13 protein-coding genes are annotated in these 17,513 nt (G+C 61.5%); 8 read left to right on the top strand and 5 right to left on the bottom strand.

The window, feature by feature from the left end:
* Positions 1-207: 207 nt before the first annotated feature.
* The 3 genes from DLM46_RS29020 (at position 208) to DLM46_RS29010 (ending at position 1,730) form a co-directional block, all read left to right on the top strand.
* Positions 208-591, top strand: a complete 384-nt coding sequence (locus DLM46_RS29020) for a hypothetical protein (RefSeq protein ID WP_115106279.1) — start codon at positions 208-210, stop codon at positions 589-591.
* Between the two features lie 3 nt (positions 592-594).
* Positions 595-1,032, top strand: coding sequence for a GNAT family N-acetyltransferase (locus DLM46_RS29015; RefSeq protein ID WP_115106277.1), 438 nt, complete (start codon positions 595-597; stop codon positions 1,030-1,032).
* Positions 1,033-1,103: 71 nt separating this feature from the next.
* Positions 1,104-1,730, top strand: a complete 627-nt coding sequence (locus DLM46_RS29010; RefSeq protein WP_115106274.1) for a class I SAM-dependent methyltransferase — start codon at positions 1,104-1,106, stop codon at positions 1,728-1,730.
* Between the two features lie 236 nt (positions 1,731-1,966).
* On the opposite strand, the gene DLM46_RS29005 is transcribed toward DLM46_RS29010, so the two are convergent.
* Positions 1,967-3,880 carry an SMP-30/gluconolactonase/LRE family protein gene (locus tag DLM46_RS29005; protein ID WP_115106272.1) on the bottom strand — a complete coding sequence of 638 codons (1,914 nt, stop codon included), beginning with the start codon at positions 3,878-3,880 and terminating at the stop codon, positions 1,967-1,969.
* A gap of 592 nt (positions 3,881-4,472) precedes the next feature.
* Between DLM46_RS29005 and DLM46_RS29000 the strand changes: the two genes are divergently transcribed.
* Complete coding sequence (locus tag DLM46_RS29000; protein ID WP_425274024.1) at positions 4,473-6,434, top strand: alpha-galactosidase; 1,962 nt, start codon at positions 4,473-4,475, stop codon at positions 6,432-6,434.
* A 45-nt stretch (positions 6,435-6,479) separates the two neighbouring features.
* On the opposite strand, the gene DLM46_RS28995 is transcribed toward DLM46_RS29000, so the two are convergent.
* Positions 6,480-8,336, bottom strand: coding sequence for a beta-galactosidase (locus DLM46_RS28995; protein ID WP_244306411.1), 1,857 nt, complete (start codon positions 8,334-8,336; stop codon positions 6,480-6,482).
* 661 nt (positions 8,337-8,997) lie between these two features.
* Here DLM46_RS28995 and DLM46_RS28990 point away from each other — a divergent pair.
* The 3 genes from DLM46_RS28990 (at position 8,998) to DLM46_RS28980 (ending at position 11,809) form a co-directional block, all read left to right on the top strand.
* Positions 8,998-9,753 (top strand): hypothetical protein, encoded by a 756-nt coding sequence (locus DLM46_RS28990; protein ID WP_115106267.1) that lies wholly within the window; start codon positions 8,998-9,000, stop codon positions 9,751-9,753.
* A 242-nt stretch (positions 9,754-9,995) separates the two neighbouring features.
* Positions 9,996-10,793, top strand: coding sequence for a PTS sugar transporter subunit IIA (locus tag DLM46_RS28985; RefSeq protein ID WP_244306404.1), 798 nt, complete (start codon positions 9,996-9,998; stop codon positions 10,791-10,793).
* Positions 10,794-11,086: 293 nt separating this feature from the next.
* On the top strand, positions 11,087-11,809 hold the full coding sequence (locus DLM46_RS28980) for a cysteine hydrolase family protein (RefSeq protein WP_115106456.1): 723 nt from the start codon (positions 11,087-11,089) through the stop codon (positions 11,807-11,809).
* 118 nt (positions 11,810-11,927) lie between these two features.
* On the opposite strand, the gene DLM46_RS28975 is transcribed toward DLM46_RS28980, so the two are convergent.
* Entirely contained in the window at positions 11,928-12,260 is a 333-nt protein-coding gene (locus DLM46_RS28975) for a DUF2322 family protein (protein ID WP_115106262.1), read from the bottom strand.
* A gap of 397 nt (positions 12,261-12,657) precedes the next feature.
* On the opposite strand from DLM46_RS28975, the gene DLM46_RS28970 reads away from it, so the two are divergent.
* Positions 12,658-13,290, top strand: a complete 633-nt coding sequence (locus DLM46_RS28970; RefSeq protein WP_115106260.1) for a helix-turn-helix domain-containing protein — start codon at positions 12,658-12,660, stop codon at positions 13,288-13,290.
* A gap of 19 nt (positions 13,291-13,309) precedes the next feature.
* Here the strand turns inward: DLM46_RS28970 and DLM46_RS28965 are convergent, their stop codons facing one another.
* Both DLM46_RS28965 and DLM46_RS28960 read right to left on the bottom strand, forming a co-directional pair.
* Positions 13,310-16,327: an FAD-binding and (Fe-S)-binding domain-containing protein gene (locus DLM46_RS28965; protein WP_115106454.1), complete on the bottom strand. Its 3,018-nt coding sequence runs from the start codon at positions 16,325-16,327 to the stop codon at positions 13,310-13,312.
* A 39-nt stretch (positions 16,328-16,366) separates the two neighbouring features.
* Entirely contained in the window at positions 16,367-17,404 is a 1,038-nt protein-coding gene (locus DLM46_RS28960) for a DUF1338 domain-containing protein (protein WP_115106257.1), read from the bottom strand.
* Positions 17,405-17,513: the final 109 nt, after the last annotated feature.

Raw genomic sequence — 17,513 nt, 5'->3', positions numbered from 1 at the left:
GGCGAACATTGAGTGCCCGCTGTGGCTCGGCTACAGAAATTCGCCATTGAACCGAGTTCGTTTGAGCTGAGGCGGTCGTCACCCGGCTCAGTGCTGCCATCTTGAGACGTTCGACACGGTCGTCTGGATCGTTAACAATCGACGGACGACTGCCAGATCAAGGCCATCATCGACATGAGTAATTCACTATTCTTGCCCGCGTCAGACATGGACTCCAGCGAGTCTTCCGCGGTGTCACAGGCCATTGCGTGCATCGACTCCTTCACCGATGCTTTCAACGCACGCGATCTCGCCGGCATGGACGCGTGCCTACATTTCCCGCACATCATTCTTTCCGGTGAACAATTGGTGATTTGGGAACACGGAGGTCAGTTGCCCGCAAGCTTCTTCGATGACCTCGAGCGGAACACCGGCTGGGACCGAACGGTCTACCTGGATAAGCATGCCGTCCTGGTCAGCCCTCGGAAAGTTCATTTGTTCGTCGAGTACACCAGGAATCGCGCAGACGGTTCAGTCATCACGCTTCACAAGAACCTGTGGGTGGTCACCTACGACGCGAATCGGTGGGGAATCAAGCAACGGTCGTATTGAGATATGAAAAATCCCGAAATCACGTTACGCCCAGCGACTCCTGTAGACGAGCCATTCCTGTTCGATTTGCGGAAAGCGACGATGGACGAGCATCTTGAACGAGCCGGCGAGCCCGCTGACGAGCAGACTCACTGGCAACGTCTTCGCTATCGCTTCAATGACGCATACATAGTGTGTTGCGGGTCGGAAAAAATCGGCCTGTTCAAGTCCTTTCGAGATCCGAATGAATGGACCATCTTGCAAATTCAAATCTTGCCGACCTATCAGGGCCGCGGCATCGCGGCCCGGCTGGTCGGTGAATTTCTACGGCAGGCAGATGACGCTCATGTCTCCGTCGCGCTAAGTGTTTTGAAAGGCAATAGGGCGATAAACCTCTACCACCGTCTTGGGTTTCACGTAGTCAATACGACTGACACGTCGTTGCAAATGAGGCGTGGGTAATCGCCAGCAGGCAAATTCCGGCCAATCCGGCAGACTGACTTCGCAAACCAGTGAAATGTGGGGCGCCATCGATGTCCGTTAAGGTAAGCGGCACAGAAGGTTACGCGGAGAATGCGCAGCCTCTTGTCAAGCAATGGCAGAACATCTCGTTTGCCGACCAACACAAGCCAGTTCTGCACCTGATACCAGAGATCCCGTCGAGAATTCTCGACGTTGGTTCAGGAGTGGGAGTGGATGCGGCCGCGTTCGCGGCAATGGGTCACACCGTCGTAGCCGTTGAACCGGTCGACGAACTGCGCGTCGCCGGAATCGATCTGCATCCGTCGACGGAGATTGAATGGATCGATGACAGCCTCCCCGATCTTGCCATCCTGCTTTCGAGGAGCGAAACATTTGACGTGGTGATGCTCACAGCGGTCTGGATGCACCTTGATGAGGAAGAGCGTCGTCGGGCGATGCCTAACGTAAGTTCTCTTGTGGGCGCAGGTGGTGTGCTGATCATGTCGCTGCGACATGGGCCCGTTCCGCAAGGCAGGCGCATGTTTGACGTTTCGGCGGAAGAAACCATCCAGCTCGCGAGGATCCAGGATTTGCAACCCGTGCTCAATCTCCGTACCCAATCCATTCAGCAAGCGAACCGTGACATGGGAGTGACCTGGACGCGATTAGCCTTTGAGAAGGACCGCGAAAAGAGATAGGTGTCGTTCGAGGAGAGGTTCCCCGGTAAGGCGTCGACGATCCGTTGAGCATTCCGCTATCTGCAAAACCGAAGGACCGCTTCGGGTCGCCTCCGGTTTTTCTCACCTGCAAACGGACCTTCGCTACGCGTGGGAAATGACCCGTCGCGACCAGCCGCCAGTGGAAAGAAACAACGTCAATAAGCTGACATGACGTGAGGTGCCCGCCGGGGCGTCGCCACGACGAGCACGGTTAATCAGTGTGTCCAGCGATAAATGATGACGCTGGACCCGTTGTAGTTGTCCTTCGTGATCACATACTCCCCAGTCGACCGACGGTACGACCTAAGGCCGTACATCGAATCCACGTCATTGCCGACGTACACGGCGTTGGGGTTGCTGTTGGTCAACGTGGTGTCCAGGCTGCCTGTGATGAGATTGAAGGCATCGACGTTGGGCACGGTGTGTACGTATCCGACGAAGAGATAGTTGCCTGCCGCCGTGATCGACTTGGGATTGGGGCTGGTGAGGTTGATCACCGGATTGGGAACGATCGTGTTGCCTGCAAGCCAGCCGTGATACACCTCGATCCGCGTTCCGATCGACGTCCAGTCCGTGCTGCCGACAACGCCCTGTGCCAGGATCATCGTGTCGCTTTCCGGCAGGTAGATGATCCGCGTCAATGGCGTGATCGTGCCCGGAATGGGCGTTGCGACTCCTGCTCCCCAACTCGGCTGGCCGTTGGCATCGAAGCCGGTCAGCGGATAGTGCCAGATGGCATTCGTCTTGTCCAAACCGGCCCAGACGTCCCCTTTGCTGTCGAGGCAGAACCCGTCCCTGGCCGGTGCGGTCGTATAAAACGCGGTACCCGGAAGCGTGGCGTCCGGTATGGCGACGTAGCCATTCGCGGCATTGAAGTGGAAAAAGTAGAACGTATCGGGATTCTGGCCGGACGCCACGAGGATCCGGTTGGTGCCGACAGTGGCAAGTTGACCGAAGTGCTCATCCCGTGAGCGATCGTTGATGTTGATGCGTGGATCGGATGGATAGTCGATCGGATCGACTGTGTTCGCTACGAAGGTTCCCCCAGCGGTGCCTGCGTAGATGTGGGTGCCTCCATAGAAGTACGCGGCGTCAGTAGACGGGTCGGAAGCGGCGACGCCCTCGAAGTTGAGAGACTGAAGCGTCCATCGCAGGTGGCCAGAACTGTCGTAAGAGTGAATGTCGGTGCCGCCGTCGCGGCCGAGGTCCCAACTGCCGCCCCACGGGTTGTTGAGCACGTACACGTTGCCGGCGGCGTCTTTGCCGATACCGGTGACGCGGGTAAAACGCTTGTCACCAACCTGACCTTTGATTCCCGTTGTCGTATCGAGATATCCCCCCTGAATGCCAAATGTACTGACCAGAAATGGAGTGCCCGAAATGTTATAGATCTTGATGTTCATGTCGGGCCCCTGGTCGCCGATCATGAGATACCCGGTGGACGAATCGAAATACAGCGAGGACGGCCGGGAGGCAGCGGACATCTGGATAGTGTTCACGAGCACGCCGGCCGGATTGTATTCGAGGATCGCACCCGCACTCTTCTGCGCAACCCAGATGTTTCCTGCGCTGTCCACCGCGAGCGCGCCAGGGCCTGAGACGGCGACATCCTGCCGCCAGACGCCGTCGGTGGTGTAGATGCGGACGCGATTGCCAGGAAAGTCGCTCACATAAAGGAGCGCGCCCGACGTCGCGAGTCCCGTGATTACGTCAGCCCGCTGCTCAGTCGTTGTCGCGCTGACCGATATGAGGAAGTCGCGAGATTGAGTGGTTCGGTTGTACCGTCCCACCGTGCCGCTGCCATTGGTGGTCGTGAAATGCAGAGCGGCGAAGATCGAAGTGGCATTACCCGTAATGGCGCTGCCCTGAAAATCGCCGTGACCTCCTATGGACCCCAGGCTTTGCCCGTTCTGGTATATCGCGACCCCACCTTCGTTTTCGTCCCACATGGAAGCCGTGTAGATGACGCCCTCGGGCGCTATCCACATGGAGCGCGCGACGCTACCCACGCGGGTGGCGTTGGTCCCAAATGTGTTCGCCACCCAGTCGGTGGTGTACTGTCCCTGGCACTCCGGCGCAAGCGTAGCGATCAGCAATGCGGCGAGCAACGTAGCATAGATTCGTTTCATGATCGTGAAGCGTGCCCTCCAGAGGCACCTGAATCGGGGGATTACGGTTGTTTAGCCCATGCTCGCAGCGTTGACAACCTGATGAGCCTTCCTGATTGTTCCTGTGGCCGCCTTCCTTGTCGTGCGGACATGCGCGCTATGGGCTGGAATATTCTTCGATCGGGAAAAGGCGTCTTCGAGGCGTGCGTGGTGCCGCTCGCCCGTTCCGCGAGCGGCGTTTCGCAGGAAACTGTCCTTGTCCGCTCGACGCTCCAGCAAGTGTCACGTCCGTCCAGCTCAACGCCACGCTCGAGCGGTATATCGGCGATCCGCGGGAAAAGTTGAACTGTTCGCGCTTCCAGTACAGGCAAACGCGCTAAACCGCAGCCCGAGCAGCGCTAAATGTGAACAAGGGTGCTCCACGCGATACCTGTTTTCAGATGAACTGTGCAGTGACAGGCGGGTAGGGATGAGCAAATGTGCAGCTGCTCGAGCGCGGCCGGGTACTGCTTCGAGACACCCAAGTCATGCAAACCGCAAGAATTCATGCACTTGCCGAATCCACCCGAAGTACTCTATGGATCAGGCACCCGCCTTATCCTGGGCTCCTTCCATGCACGCCAAAGAAACTGTGTCCACGCATCCGGGCATGCCCGCGTCCCAGACGAACGGTGCCTGGCATTCTTTCGGTAACGCGGCGATCGCCTTGAACTGGACCGTCAGGCAACAGCATCTGGCCGATTTCACCCTGACCGACCGCATGCATTCGCGCACGCTGACGGTCACCGCGCCGTTCGCGCTCTCGCTGGCCGACGGTCGCACACTGGGCATTGCCGACCTGAAGCTGCTTGCGCCGTTGCGCGAAGAAATGCTGACGGCCAATCCCAAAGCGTCTCGACTGGCCGAACGGATCGTCGGCAGACGCGTGCGTGCCATCCTCGGTGACGAACAGGATCGTCTGCGAGTGGAGTGGAGCGTGGAGCAACGCGAAAGCTCGCAGTACTTGCGCTTGCAAGTGGCGATTACCGCAATCAGCAAGGACGAACACATTGCCACCGTTTCGCTGTTGGAGACGCAGGCGTCCGGTGCGCAAACCGCCGGCGAGTTCAGGGGAACACCTGTGGTCGCGGGCAACGTCTACCTCGGTTTCGAGCTTCCGTTGTCGGAAAGCCAGGTACGCGGCAACACCGTCAGGTTCACCCTGTCGCCGGCCTTGCCGCTCGAAAAAGGCAAGACCAGAGTCTTCTCGGCGGTGGCGGGTGTGGCTCGCGACGGCCAGCTACGCCGCGATTTCGCGGCCTATCTCGAACGCGAACGAGCCCATCCGTACCGCCCGTTCCTGCACTACAACTGCTGGTACGACATCGGTTACCTCACGCCGTACACGCAGCAGCAAGCGCTCGAACGCATCGACGACATCGGCCGCGAGTTGCACGACAAGCGCGGCGTACAACTCGACTCCTTCCTGTTCGATGACGGTTGGGACGACTACAGCGGCAGTTGGCATTTCGGCAAGGATTTTCCGCATGGATTCGTGCCGCTGCGCGACGCCGCCGCCCGGTACGGCGCGGCGCCAGGCGTGTGGCTATCGCCGTGGGGTGGCTATGGCGCGACGCGGCAGGAACGCGTGACGCGGGGCCGCGCCGCCGGATACGAGATCATCGATGGCTGCTTCGCGCTGTCCGGGCCGATCTACTATCGACGCTTCCATGAAGCCGTGATGGAACTGCTCACGCAGCACGGCATCAATCAGTTCAAGTTCGATGGCGCCGGCAATGTCGACAAGGTAATCCCAGGCAGCAACTTCAGCAGCGACTGGGACGCGGCGATCCAGTTGATCGAGGACATCCGCGACGCCAGACCCGATACATTCATCAACCTCACCGTCGGCACGTATCCGTCGCCGTTCTGGCTGCGCCACACCGACTCGATCTGGCGCGGCGGCAAGGATGACGACCTGGACGGCGTAGGCAGCAACCGCGAACGCTGGACGACCTATCGCGACGCACAGACCTATCGCAACGTCGTACTCGGGAGTCCGCTGTTTCCGCTTAACTCGCTGATGCTCCACGGCGTCATCTACGCGCAATGCAACGAACGGTTGAACACCGCTCGAGCCCAGGACTTCGCAAATGAAGTGCATTCGTACTTCGGCAGCGGCGTACAACTGCAGGAGCTGTACATCACGCCGTCGCTGCTGAGCGACGGAGACTGGGACGTTCTCGCCGAGTCTGCCAGGTGGGCCCGGGCGAACGCCGACGTGCTGCGCGACAGCCACTGGATTGGCGGTGCGCCGGACCGGCTCGAGGTGTACGGTTGGGCCGCATGGTCGCCGGTCAAGGCGATCATCACGCTGCGCAATCCCGACCGCCGAGCGAAGCGCTTTGTGCTCGATTTGCAGCGCCAATTGGAGTTGCCGGCCGGCGCGGCGGGACGATTCGCGACGCGCAGCTTATGGCATGGCCATACCTCGCATGTTCCGCCGGTGCTAGACGCGGACCAGCCGCACACTATCCCACTCGGGCCTTTCGAAGTACTCACTTTGGAGCTGGTGCCGGCCGGTGGCGAAGGGTAATCGAAGTGGCCGCGGATGTCCCGGTGTTGGCTTAAGGCGCCTTCTTTACGATAGCGTGCGCGCCAGTTCAACCGGCTTCGCTTCAATCTGATGGAGATCGAAGATGAGGATCTCGTTGTCACCCTGCCTCAGCCAGGGTGCTGGACAATACAGGCGCTTTTGCGGACCGATATTCCAGTAGCGGCCGAGATTGTGCCCATTGACCCAGACCACGCCTTTGGTCCAGCCGCTCATGTCGACATAGGTGTCGCCGACTGTATCCAACGGCAAGGTCGCCTTGAAGAACAGTCCGGCCTTAAGGAGGTTCGAACAGACGGTGCGCAAGTTCGCGATAAAGGCGGTATCCATCGGCAACAGGAAGACTTCCCAGCCGGTGAGCGTGTCGCTCGAGCCTCCCGCATCCTGCAGCGTGACGGGTTCGAGAAGGCCTTTGCGGTCGATGATCGCGTGGTCATAGTTGACGCGCCCCATTCCCTCGACGAGGATTTCCAATGATACGCCGCTGTCCGGCGACGACGACACAAACGGAACCGTAAGCGGCGCGTGGTGCATGACATTCAGCGGCTGCGCGCAGTGCTCCGGCATGAGCGCTCTCGACACGCCGCCTACGTATTGTTCGCCGACGAAAACGGTCGCGTAGTCGTGAACCTCCTTGAAATCCAGCACACCACCGCGATGACCCTGCAGCTTCTTGCGATACAGCGCGAAACCAAACGCCTGGCCGTACAGCTCGAACGGCTGTGGGTCGACCGTTTGCGCGGTTGGGAGCGCGGCAGGCAGGTTGTCCCAAATGGACGCGTACAGTTCCGGCATCAAGGCCCGACCTCCCTGGCGGCTGATCGTCGGGACAGGTTTGGGTATATCGGGCAACGGCGTCGCGAGATAGCGGGCGATGACGCGGCGGTACTTCATGTACTTCGGCGTCGCCACGCCTTGCTCGCTGATGGGTGCTGCGTAATCGTAGCTGGTAATGTCGGGTTGATATTCGCCTGAATCGGCATCCACGTTTGCGCCGGCATAGAAGCCAAAGCTGGTGCCTCCGTGAATGACATAGAGGTTAAACGACAGCTTCAGTTGCATGAGCACGTCCAGCGTGCCGGAGATATCGACGGCCGTACCTTTGAGCGTCTCGTCGCCCCAATGGGTGAGCCACCCTGGATACACTTCACCGGCCATCGCCGGAACGGCCGGAAATTCCCGCCGGACAGCCGCGATTTGCGCTGCATCGCCATTGCTCAATGCAATCGCGCCACCGGTGACGTTCGTGCGATTCTGTTCAAGCTGCCTGATGCCGTCTTCGGTATAGAACGGCCCCTGTATCCCTTCCTGAAGCCAGAGCTGCCGTATCTCTTCGAGATAAGCCGGGTTGCTGGTGTATGAGCCGAATTCATTCTCGATCTGGATCATCAGGATCGGTCCACCGCGACTCACCAGCAGTGGTCCGATGCGCGTGCTCAGCTCGCTGATGTAGCGAGCTACCGCCGACATGTAGCGAGGATCGTTGGCGGAGTCGGTCCTGAGCTGAATGTCCGGATAACTCAACAGGTACGACGGAATGCCGCCCAGATCCCATTCGCCACAGATATAGGGACCCGGCCGCAGCAATACCCACATCCCCTCCTGCTGGCACAGTCGAATGAATGCCTCGATGTCGCGGTTCCCTGTGCGGAAATCGAAAACACCTGGACTCGTTTCGTGGTAATTCCACATGACGTAGAGCGCGATGCAGTTCATCCCCATCGCCTTGGCCATCAGGATGCGATGCTGCCAGTATTCGGCGAGGATGCGGGCAGGATGCATCTCGCCGCTGCGGATCTGGAAGGGCTTGCCGTCGAGCAGGAAGCTTGCGCCGTCCAGGCTGAAAGAAAAGGTATGGGTGCCTTTGACTATTGGGGCTGGGATGATTGGGGCTGGGATGTCGACTGGGTCAGTTCCAGTCAGGCCGCTGTTCGAGTCGTTGCCGCCATCGCGTGCCGACCTGACTGGCAGGAGCGCGCTGAATGCCGAGGATTTTCTTGTGTCCATTGATTGCATCTCCCTCGATGCTACCGAGACGCGGCGCAGCGGATTACGCACGCCCCTCGCCAACCGCGAGACGTGGCCTTACGGCCACGCCCCTTACGCTCTAGCCTTTGACCATCTTAAGCCGTAGTCGACACCAGACTCCCAGTGGTCTGCAAATGCGAGTGCCCCTTATCTCGGGCACCCGTAAGGATCAGGAAGTTTCCAATCAGAAATCGAGGATAGTTCAGGCGTCTGCTTGCTTGACCTCTATTCAGAGACGTGCCAGCAATCTCGTCGAAAAGCGTCACGAATCCCCTCCACTGGAGCCAATTTACGATCGGCGTAAGTTCGAACCGCGTTTTGCTGCATCTGCAACACGCCTGCTGCTCGTGCAGTCGTTAGTGTGTCGCATCCACCGGTTGAATCCGCACCGATAGCGCGCCAAATGCGATTGACGCGACACACGGTTTCGGCGCATCGGGCCTAGAATTAAGCATAGCGCCGTCCCTTTGCGTGGGGTGTCGGTCGCCTTATCTCCTTCCATCAACGGCTGGCAGCCATGAACACTCACCATGCGCGTTTCGTTCGCCCGGTGCTGGCTGCACTCTGCGTGGCTTCGCTCGCAACGCTCGTCGCGTGCGGCGGCAGCTTCTGTGTTGGCTTCGACAACTGCGGCGGCGGAAACGGGTTGCAAAACGTCGCGCTATCCGGCACGGCCGCCACCGGCAAGGCGCTCGCCAGCGCGGCGGTCAGCTTCAGTTGTGCACGGAGTTCGGGCGCCACCCTGTCGGACGGCGGCGGACACTACAGCATCACGTTCAACGCCACCCTTCCCTGCATCCTCACCGTAACCTCCGGCGGCACGACGCTGCATTCGCTGGCATTTGCCGGCGGCACCTTCAATACGACGCCCGAGACCGAGCTGATGCTCGTCTACCTCGCTTCGCAACTTGGCACGAGCGAGGCCAGTCTGATTGCGGACTTGCCGAACAACTCACAGTTCCAGCAGGTGCTGGTCAACCAGACCGATGTGCTGGCTGCGCAATCGGCGGTCGTCACGAATCTGCAGCAGCACTACGCGGTCACGCTGACGGCACCGGCGTTTCTGTCGACGCCGTTTATCGTTGGGCAAGCGGGCGTCGACAGCGACCTCGGCGCACTGGCGACAGCAGGCGCGATCGACACCAATGGCATGCCCGATCCGGCCGCCGTCTCGCTGCTGTCAGCGGCCGGTCTCGCTCATCCGTTCACGACGACGGCCAAAACTTCAGCCGGCACGGGCGGCACAGCCAACGCCACCGGCGGCACGATGTGAACTGAGTGAGGTAGCCAGTCACAACGAGTCGGCTGAAGAGGCGGCGCACGCGATGCCGAACAACGTTCGGCTGCAAGTAGCCGCGATTTTTACGCCGCCTTAACGCCGATTTGGCTAGTCTGATAGCAAGCAGCGGACGGGGGGCCGATATGACGCGCGCACGGGTTGGTCTGCGGACTCTTCTTGGGCTGGGCCAAGCCCCGCCCCATGGCCCATCGCGGTCCGCGCCGGGCCGCAATGTGATGATGCGCGTCACCCTGGACGCCCAACACGCCACACCGCTTCGTCAGGCGCTGATTCGCGACTGCGGCGATCAGCCGTGGACCATTCGCGTCGCGCCTCTGCACGGAACGGGGCGCGTGCAGCTATCGCTCTATCTGCCCAAGGACGCAGTCAACGCCGCCATTCAGCGGGTCGCGCATCTGGCGCCGGCCGCCGAGGTCGGGCAATTGCTTGAAATCCCCGAAGCGCCCACCGACGCCTGGAGCGATCTGATTCATGCCGAGTCTCCGCCGCGCGCCGATTCGCCCGGCCATCGAATCGACACGGCCGCAGAAGGCGACACCGTTGCCCAGCTGCTTTCTCCGGACCATGTTCTGCTCGGTCTCGACGTCGCAGACCGGGAGACGCTATTCACGCAGTTTGGCCACTTCTTCGAGCAGCACTACGGGCTGCCGGCAACGAGCGTGACGACGGGGCTCGCGGCACGTGAGGCGCTAGGTTCGACTGGCCTCGGCCAGGGCGTAGCCGTGCCGCACGGTCAGATCAAAACGCTGCGCCGAGCCATGGCGTTTTATGTTCGCCCCGCGAAGCCGATTCCGTTCGATGCCCCGGACGGCAAACCTGTGAGCGACGTGGTGGTCCTGCTAGTTCCGGAATGGGCAAACAGCACGCATCTGCGCTTGCTGGCCAATGTGGCCCAGCGTTTCTGCGACCACCAGTTTCGCGAACTGCTACATGGCTGTCTCGACGCGCGGGCCGTATGCCAGTTGTTCGCCAGCTACGAGGCGGCGGATGAGGCCGAGCGCACCGGACGCTGATCCGCCAAAGTCCGTCGAGGTCGTCGAAAGCCTGGGCCAGTGTCGATCGCGACGCGTTCGAAGAGGCCCAGGCTCAAAAAGCGGGTACTTGATGATTCGCGACACGGCCGCGTCGATCATCAAAACCGGCCGGTAGGGGTGTCGCTGCGACGTAACTGGCCGTCGCTTTCCCGCATGCCTGCGTCAACCGCTCCATCCACAATGGCTGCCGCGGGCCAGATGTCCCGCGTGGCCGACCAACACGTACTGCCTCGCACGACGGCGGTACATCCACCTGAATGGAGAACTCGAACATGCAAGTACCCGCGCAGACCGCGTTTGAAAGCCTGTCATCGACGATCCCGGGCATCGACGTCACAGACCGGACAGCCACGGCGCTAGTCGTGGTCGACGTTCAGTACAGCGACGCTGCGCCCGACCGCGGCTGGGTCAAGGCATGCGAGGCGATCGAGCCCGGCTCGATGCATTACTACGTCGAAAGACTCGAGCGCACGACCCTCCCCGCCATTCGAACGTTGCTCGATGCGTTTCGCCGGACGGGAAGGCCGGTCATTCACCTTGCAATTGGTTCGGCATACAGAGATATGCGCGATTGCCCGGCACGGTTTCGAGAATGGTCGCGCATGCTGGAAAGGGCCAGCGGTATCGAGCACTTATGGTGGACGGGAAATCCGGATTACGCGTTCCTGAAGGAGGTCGCCCCTCTGGATGGAGAGACTGTGATTCGCAAGACAACGCAAGGCGCGTTTAACGGTAGCGAGATTCAGAACGTACTGGATCGTATGGGGATCAAAAACCTGGTATTCACCGGGGTGGTGACGAGCTGCTGCGTCGAGACAACAGCCCGGGATGCGGCGGACCGCGGATTCGGCTGCGTGCTGGTTTCGGACGCATGCGCCGACTGCGATCCGGTCATGCATGACGCCGCGCTGTCGAACTTCGGGCTTTACTTCGGCAAGATTGTGCCTACTGCGGACGACCTCGTCAGGGCGTTGATCGAGGAGCGGCGCATCTAGTTGATCGCCTTGTCCGCAGGTGTGTCGCCCACGGCGAACAAACCTACCACAGTCGTCCGAGTGGAAACATGAATGTCCGCCATCTGAGGACCTGACGTTCGAGTGTCCGTTTAAGCGCTCAGGCTGCCGCGACGACTTCGATTCGCAACGCTGCCCCGCCGGCTGCGATCGCGAGCAAGCGATCGACGTTCGGGTGCGCACCCGGACGGTTGCGCGCGTCGGCCGTATGCTCGGCGAACACCGCGAGGCCGTGCTCGGCGGCCTTGGCATCCAGTGCGCCGAATACCTGCCGCAGATAGTGGTACACGGCCAGTGAGCCCTGCTTGCCCGGCTTGTTCTCGATGCTCGCGACCAAGGCGCCCTTGCCGTCGACCAGATCGATACGCTCGATACCGTCTATGGCCGGCAGTTGGGCGAGGTTATCCTTGAATGCGTTGGTCGGTTGAATCACTAATAACACTCCTTCTGTTCGGAAAAATGCGTGGCGCGCCGTATCTTATCCGATAGGGTGTGCGACGACAGCGTGCCAAACGAGTCCGGCAAGTGAATCTCGAAGAAGAGCGTTTCCGATGGGAAAAATCCGTCGATACGTCGGACGAACGAGCGTGTTCCAAGCAGCGACGCGCAGGCGTATCACGCAAGCCACTCGCACCGCGCCACCCGATCACCCCGCGCCACCTGGCGTAGGGCTCAGCCGCCATCCAGCCAGCACGTGAACCATCAGACGATCCGCCTGACAGCTGCCGGCCATTTCCCTCCCAAGCCCTGCCAGCCTCTCCACCCCAGCCCAAATGTTATGATCGGAAACACCAAACGCCTCCCAAAGCGCGCATTTGACCCCACACCCCATGGATACGCATCTCACCAAACCGCCTGAGCAATCCACCACGGACCTCGGCCGGCGCGTGCGCGCTGCACGCCAGGCGCAAGATCTGACGCTGGAAACCGCGAGCCGCCTGTGCGGCGTCTCCCGCTCGACGCTCTCGAAGGTCGAAAACGGCCTGATGTCCCCCACTTTCGACGTCTTGCAGAAAATCGTCCTCGGTCTGAAGATCGAAATCGGCGAACTGTTCGGCTCGACGCCGAAAGTCAACGCCAGCGGGCGCCGCGCGCTGACCCGCAAAGACGGGGGCCAGCGTCACGCGTACCGCGGCTATCAGATGGAGTTGCTCGCCACGGACCTCGCGCACAAAGCGATGCTGCCGTTCCGTATCCGCATCTCCGCGCACACGCTCGACGCGTTCGACGACTGGGGCCGCCACGAAGGCGAAGAATTCCTGTATGTGATCAGCGGCAGCGTGTGCCTCTATTCCGAGTTATACGCACCCACGCATCTGAACGCCGGCGACAGCCTCTACTTCGACAGCCGCACTGGCCACGCCGCGGTCTCCACCAGCGAAGAAGACGCCGAAGTGCTATGGATGGCGACCAGTGTCGACATCCGCCAGGCACCGCCCGCCGCCGACTCGCCGAAGAAGTAACGCCAGCGCATCAGCGGCGCTAACCCGCCTTGCCGCCTGCGAGCGCGCCGCCGGCCAACGCCCTTTGCGCCAATTGCGCGATATGCAGCGCGTGACGTCCGGTGCCCTGTTCGATCTGCTCGCGGCAACTGAAACCGTTGGTCAGCACGATCGTTTCCTTCGGCGCGCCACGCACTAAAGGAAACAGTTTATCTTCGCCGATCTTCCCCGAGAGCGCGTAATGTTCGGCGTCGAAGCCGAACGATCCCGCCATGCCGCAACATCCCGTATCGAGCAACGTCCATCTGAGCCCGAGCTTCGTCAGCAACGCGGTATCGCCTTGCATGCCGAACAGCGCCTTCTGATGGCAATGCCCATGCACGACCACGTCCGCGTCGAGCCTCGGCCAATCGAACGGTTGGCGAGCAACGAAATCGGAGAAGAGAAAAGTCTGCGCCGACAGTTGTTTGGCTAAAGCATGATCTGGCAGCTGCTTCAGCAGTTCGTCCTTGAACACCGATAAGCAGCCGGGTTCGAGTCCGACCAGCGGCACGCCCGCAGCGATGTCATCGGCGAGGTCGTCGAGAATGTTCGTCAGCAACTCGCGCGCGCGTTCGAGCAAGCCGAAGTCATACAACGGACGGCCGCAACACAAACGGTTCTTCGGCAGCACCACGTGCCAGCCCATTTGCGTCAGTACGTCGGCGGCGGCTTGCGCGATGTCGGGCGTGAAATGATCGTTGAACGTATCGACCCACAGAATGACTTTCTTCGCTGCGTCGCCTCTGCGAGTGGCACGTTCAGTCTGCTGCGAGCGCCACGCAATCTGCCTGAACGTTCGCGTCGCAAACTTCGGCAATTGCCGCGCTTGCGCCACGCCCGCGACCCACTTGCCCACCGAAGACAAACCCGGCGCCGACGTCATGAAGTTCGTCAAACGCGGAAAGCGCGCCGCCCACGGCGCCCATTCGCCGATCCGCCCCATGAACAACGCCTGCCGCGGGCGGCGCTTCGTCTCGTAGTAATGCGAGAGAAATTCCGCCTTGTACGAGGCCATATCCGTATGCGTCGGGCAATCGGATTTGCAGCCCTTGCACGCGAGGCACGTATCGAGCGCCTCTTTCACTTCGCGACTTTGCCAGCCGTCCGCGATCACGTCGCCTTGCAGCATTTCCCAGAACAGATGCGCGCGGCCACGTGTCGAATATTTCTCTTCACGGGTCGCGCGATAGCTCGGGCACATCGTGCCACCTTGTAACGAACGGCACTTGCCCATGCCGATACAGCGCTCGATCGCGCGCTGGAAACCGTCGCCTTCCCGGCTGGCGAAGGTCAGCTTCGTTTGCAGGCTCACCGGTTGGTAGGCCGGACCCACGCGCAGGTTTTCATCGGCGCGATAGGCGTGCACGACCTTGCCGGGATTCAATCGATTGGCCGGATCCCAGATCGCTTTGAACTCCTCCATCGCCTGCATCAGTTCGGGGCCGTACATGATCGGCAGAAACTCGGCCTTGGCCTGGCCGTCACCGTGTTCGCCCGACAGCGAGCCGCCGAACTCGACCACCAGATCCGCCGCTTCGCGCAGAAACTTGCGCCACGTCGCGACGCCTGCCGCGCTGCGCAAGTCGAAGGTAATGCGCGCGTGCACGCAGCCGTCGCCGAAATGGCCGTACAGGCTCGTCTCGTAGCCATAGCGATCCACCAGGGCCTGGAACGCGCGCAGATAATCGCCGAGGCGCAAGGGATCGACCGCCGCATCTTCCCAGCCGACCACCGGATCAGGCGTGCGCGGATCGATCGACAACGCCACCGCCGATGCCCCCGTTTCGCGGATCGACCATACCTTCGCCTGCAACGCACGATCTTCGACAAGCATCGCCGAGACGTTCGGCCCTGCCTCGCCGGACGCGAACCAGGCAGCCGCCGCTTGCGCCTCGCGCACCGCATCCTCGTGCGTGTCCGCGCCGAATTCGAGCACGACCCAGGCGTCGCCTTCCGGCAGCAACGCGATCTCGTCCTTCTTCAAACCGCGCGCCTGCAAACCGCGAATGATCGCGCGGTCGAGTCCCTCGATCGCGATCGGCGAAAAGCGCATGAAATGCGGCACGGCATCCGCGGCGGTGTAGATGTCGGTGAAGCCGAGCACGACGATCACGCGTTTCGCCGGACTCTTCACGAGCCGCACTTTCGCCTGCAAGGTCACCGCGCAAGTGCCCTCGGTACCGACCAGCGCACGCGCGACGTTGAAGCCGTTTTCCGGCAGCAGTTGATCGAGGTTGAAGCCCGACACGCGCCGCTTGATCCGCGGAAATTTTGCGCGAATCAGATCGGCATAGGTGTCGCGCAAGTGTTTGAGGGCGGCGTAGATTTCGCCCTGCCGACCGCCGGCGGCGATGACGCGCGCGAGTTCATCGTCCGAAGTCGGACCGACCCAGAAACGCGCGCCGTCGAAGGTCGCGATTTCCAGCGCCTCGACGTTTTCGACCGTCTTGCCGGCCATCACCGAATGCGCGCCGCACGAGTTGTTGGCGATCATGCCGCCGAGCGTGCAGCGGCTGTGCGTGGCCGGATCGGGCGCGAACGTGAGACCGTGCTGTTCGGCGGCGTCGCGCAAGGTGTCGCACACCACGCCCGGTTCGACGATCGCCACGCGCGCCGCCGGATCCACCGACACCACGCGATTCACGTATTGGCTCGCGTCGGCGACCACGGCGACATTCACGCATTGGCCATTCTGCGAAGTGCCGCCGCCGCGTGGGAGGAACGGCACGTCGTTGCGGCGGCAGGCGGCGAGTGTTTCCAGCAGATCGTCGACATCCGCGGGCACGACGACGGCGAGCGGAACCTGCCGATAATTCGACGCATCCGACGCATACAGCGCTTTCGCGCCCTGATCGAAGCGTACTTCGCCACGCACGCTGCGGCGCAGATCGGCTTCGAGCGCCTGCATCACGGCGGCGGTGCCTTTGAACGGCCGCGCGAGCGGCGCGACGCGCCGCTCTGCGGCGCCTATCGCGTTCACACTCGCGCCCTGCTCGTCATCGATTGAGGTTCCCACCGCGTCTCTCATGTCCTGTGCCCAACGCTCGCCCTGCATTCACGCAGCCTGGCCAGCGGTCATCTTGAAGATGCCCTGCGCGTTGCCCGCGTCGAAACGCAGGTCCGTTTCCCAGCGGCGTGCGTCCTGATCGAAGGTGCGCTTACGCGTGATGAACTCGTAGAACGAGCCCGGCACGTCGCGCGTCACGGTGCTGCCATCGGCCGCGCGGAATTCCCGTCTCACGATGTCCGCGCGGTACGCGGTCTGAAACACGCGGCCGGAGCGCGAACGCTCGACTTCCGGCTTCATCGGACGACCCTTCGCCTTTTCGTCGTCGGAGAGTTTGAACACGTCCGCGACGCGGTCGGTGGCGTGATTGAACGCATTGCCCTCGGTCGCGATCCACGCCATTTCCGCCGATTCCTTCAACAATACGTCGTAATCGGCTTCGCGGGGCATCTCGTGCTGCCGCGCAAACGCACCGACGATCACCGGCAGCAACGCATGGGCCGCGTCGAGCGGCAACACGCCTTCGCGCTCGAGCTCCCACAACTGGCCGACGGCTTGCGGCGTCAACGGATCGCGCGACGCGCCGAGCACGTTCGTCACCGCCTGCTGGAATTCCGCCGAGAAACGCTCAGGGTGCAATTCGCTGACGAAGAACTGCGCGATCTCGTCGGGCGCGTCGTCATGGGTCCACGCGCGGCCGGTCATGGCGAGACGGTCGAGCGGATAGCGGCCGTTGATGCTGAAGCCAAGCGGACGGAGAATCCGCGCGAACGCGGCTTCTCCCGGCGGCAGCGCGCCGTTGTGCGGCCAGCGCACCGTGCGCAGCGCGCCGTGGTCGAAGTACACGCTGCCGCCGGCGGCGATCGTCTCCTGCGTGTATTGGCGGCCGTTGGCGGAGCGCGCCAGCAGGTCTTCGAACAACACCATATTCAGCGTCTGGGCGAGTTCGGCACGCGTCACGACGCCGTCTTCCCATTCGTTCAATACCTGCGGATGGTTCAACGTGGCGAACAGCGTCGCCGTCCGCTCGGCGCCGAGCAGTTTCAGCAACAGTTGTTCGACATTCGCATTCTTGATGTTTCGCATAGCGGTTTTCCAGGTGGCGCTTCGAGGCGTGCGTTCACGTGCTTAAGGGGACCTGCCGGCGCGGCTTCAAGGCGCAAGCGCGGCATCTTTCGAGCGAGATTATTCAAAT

Origin of the sequence: Paraburkholderia lacunae (assembly GCF_003353175.1) — a bacterium.
GTDB lineage: Bacteria > Pseudomonadota > Gammaproteobacteria > Burkholderiales > Burkholderiaceae > Paraburkholderia > Paraburkholderia lacunae.
The sequence above is the reverse complement of the archived record's forward strand: the minus strand, read 5'-3'. Positions and strand labels throughout refer to the sequence as shown.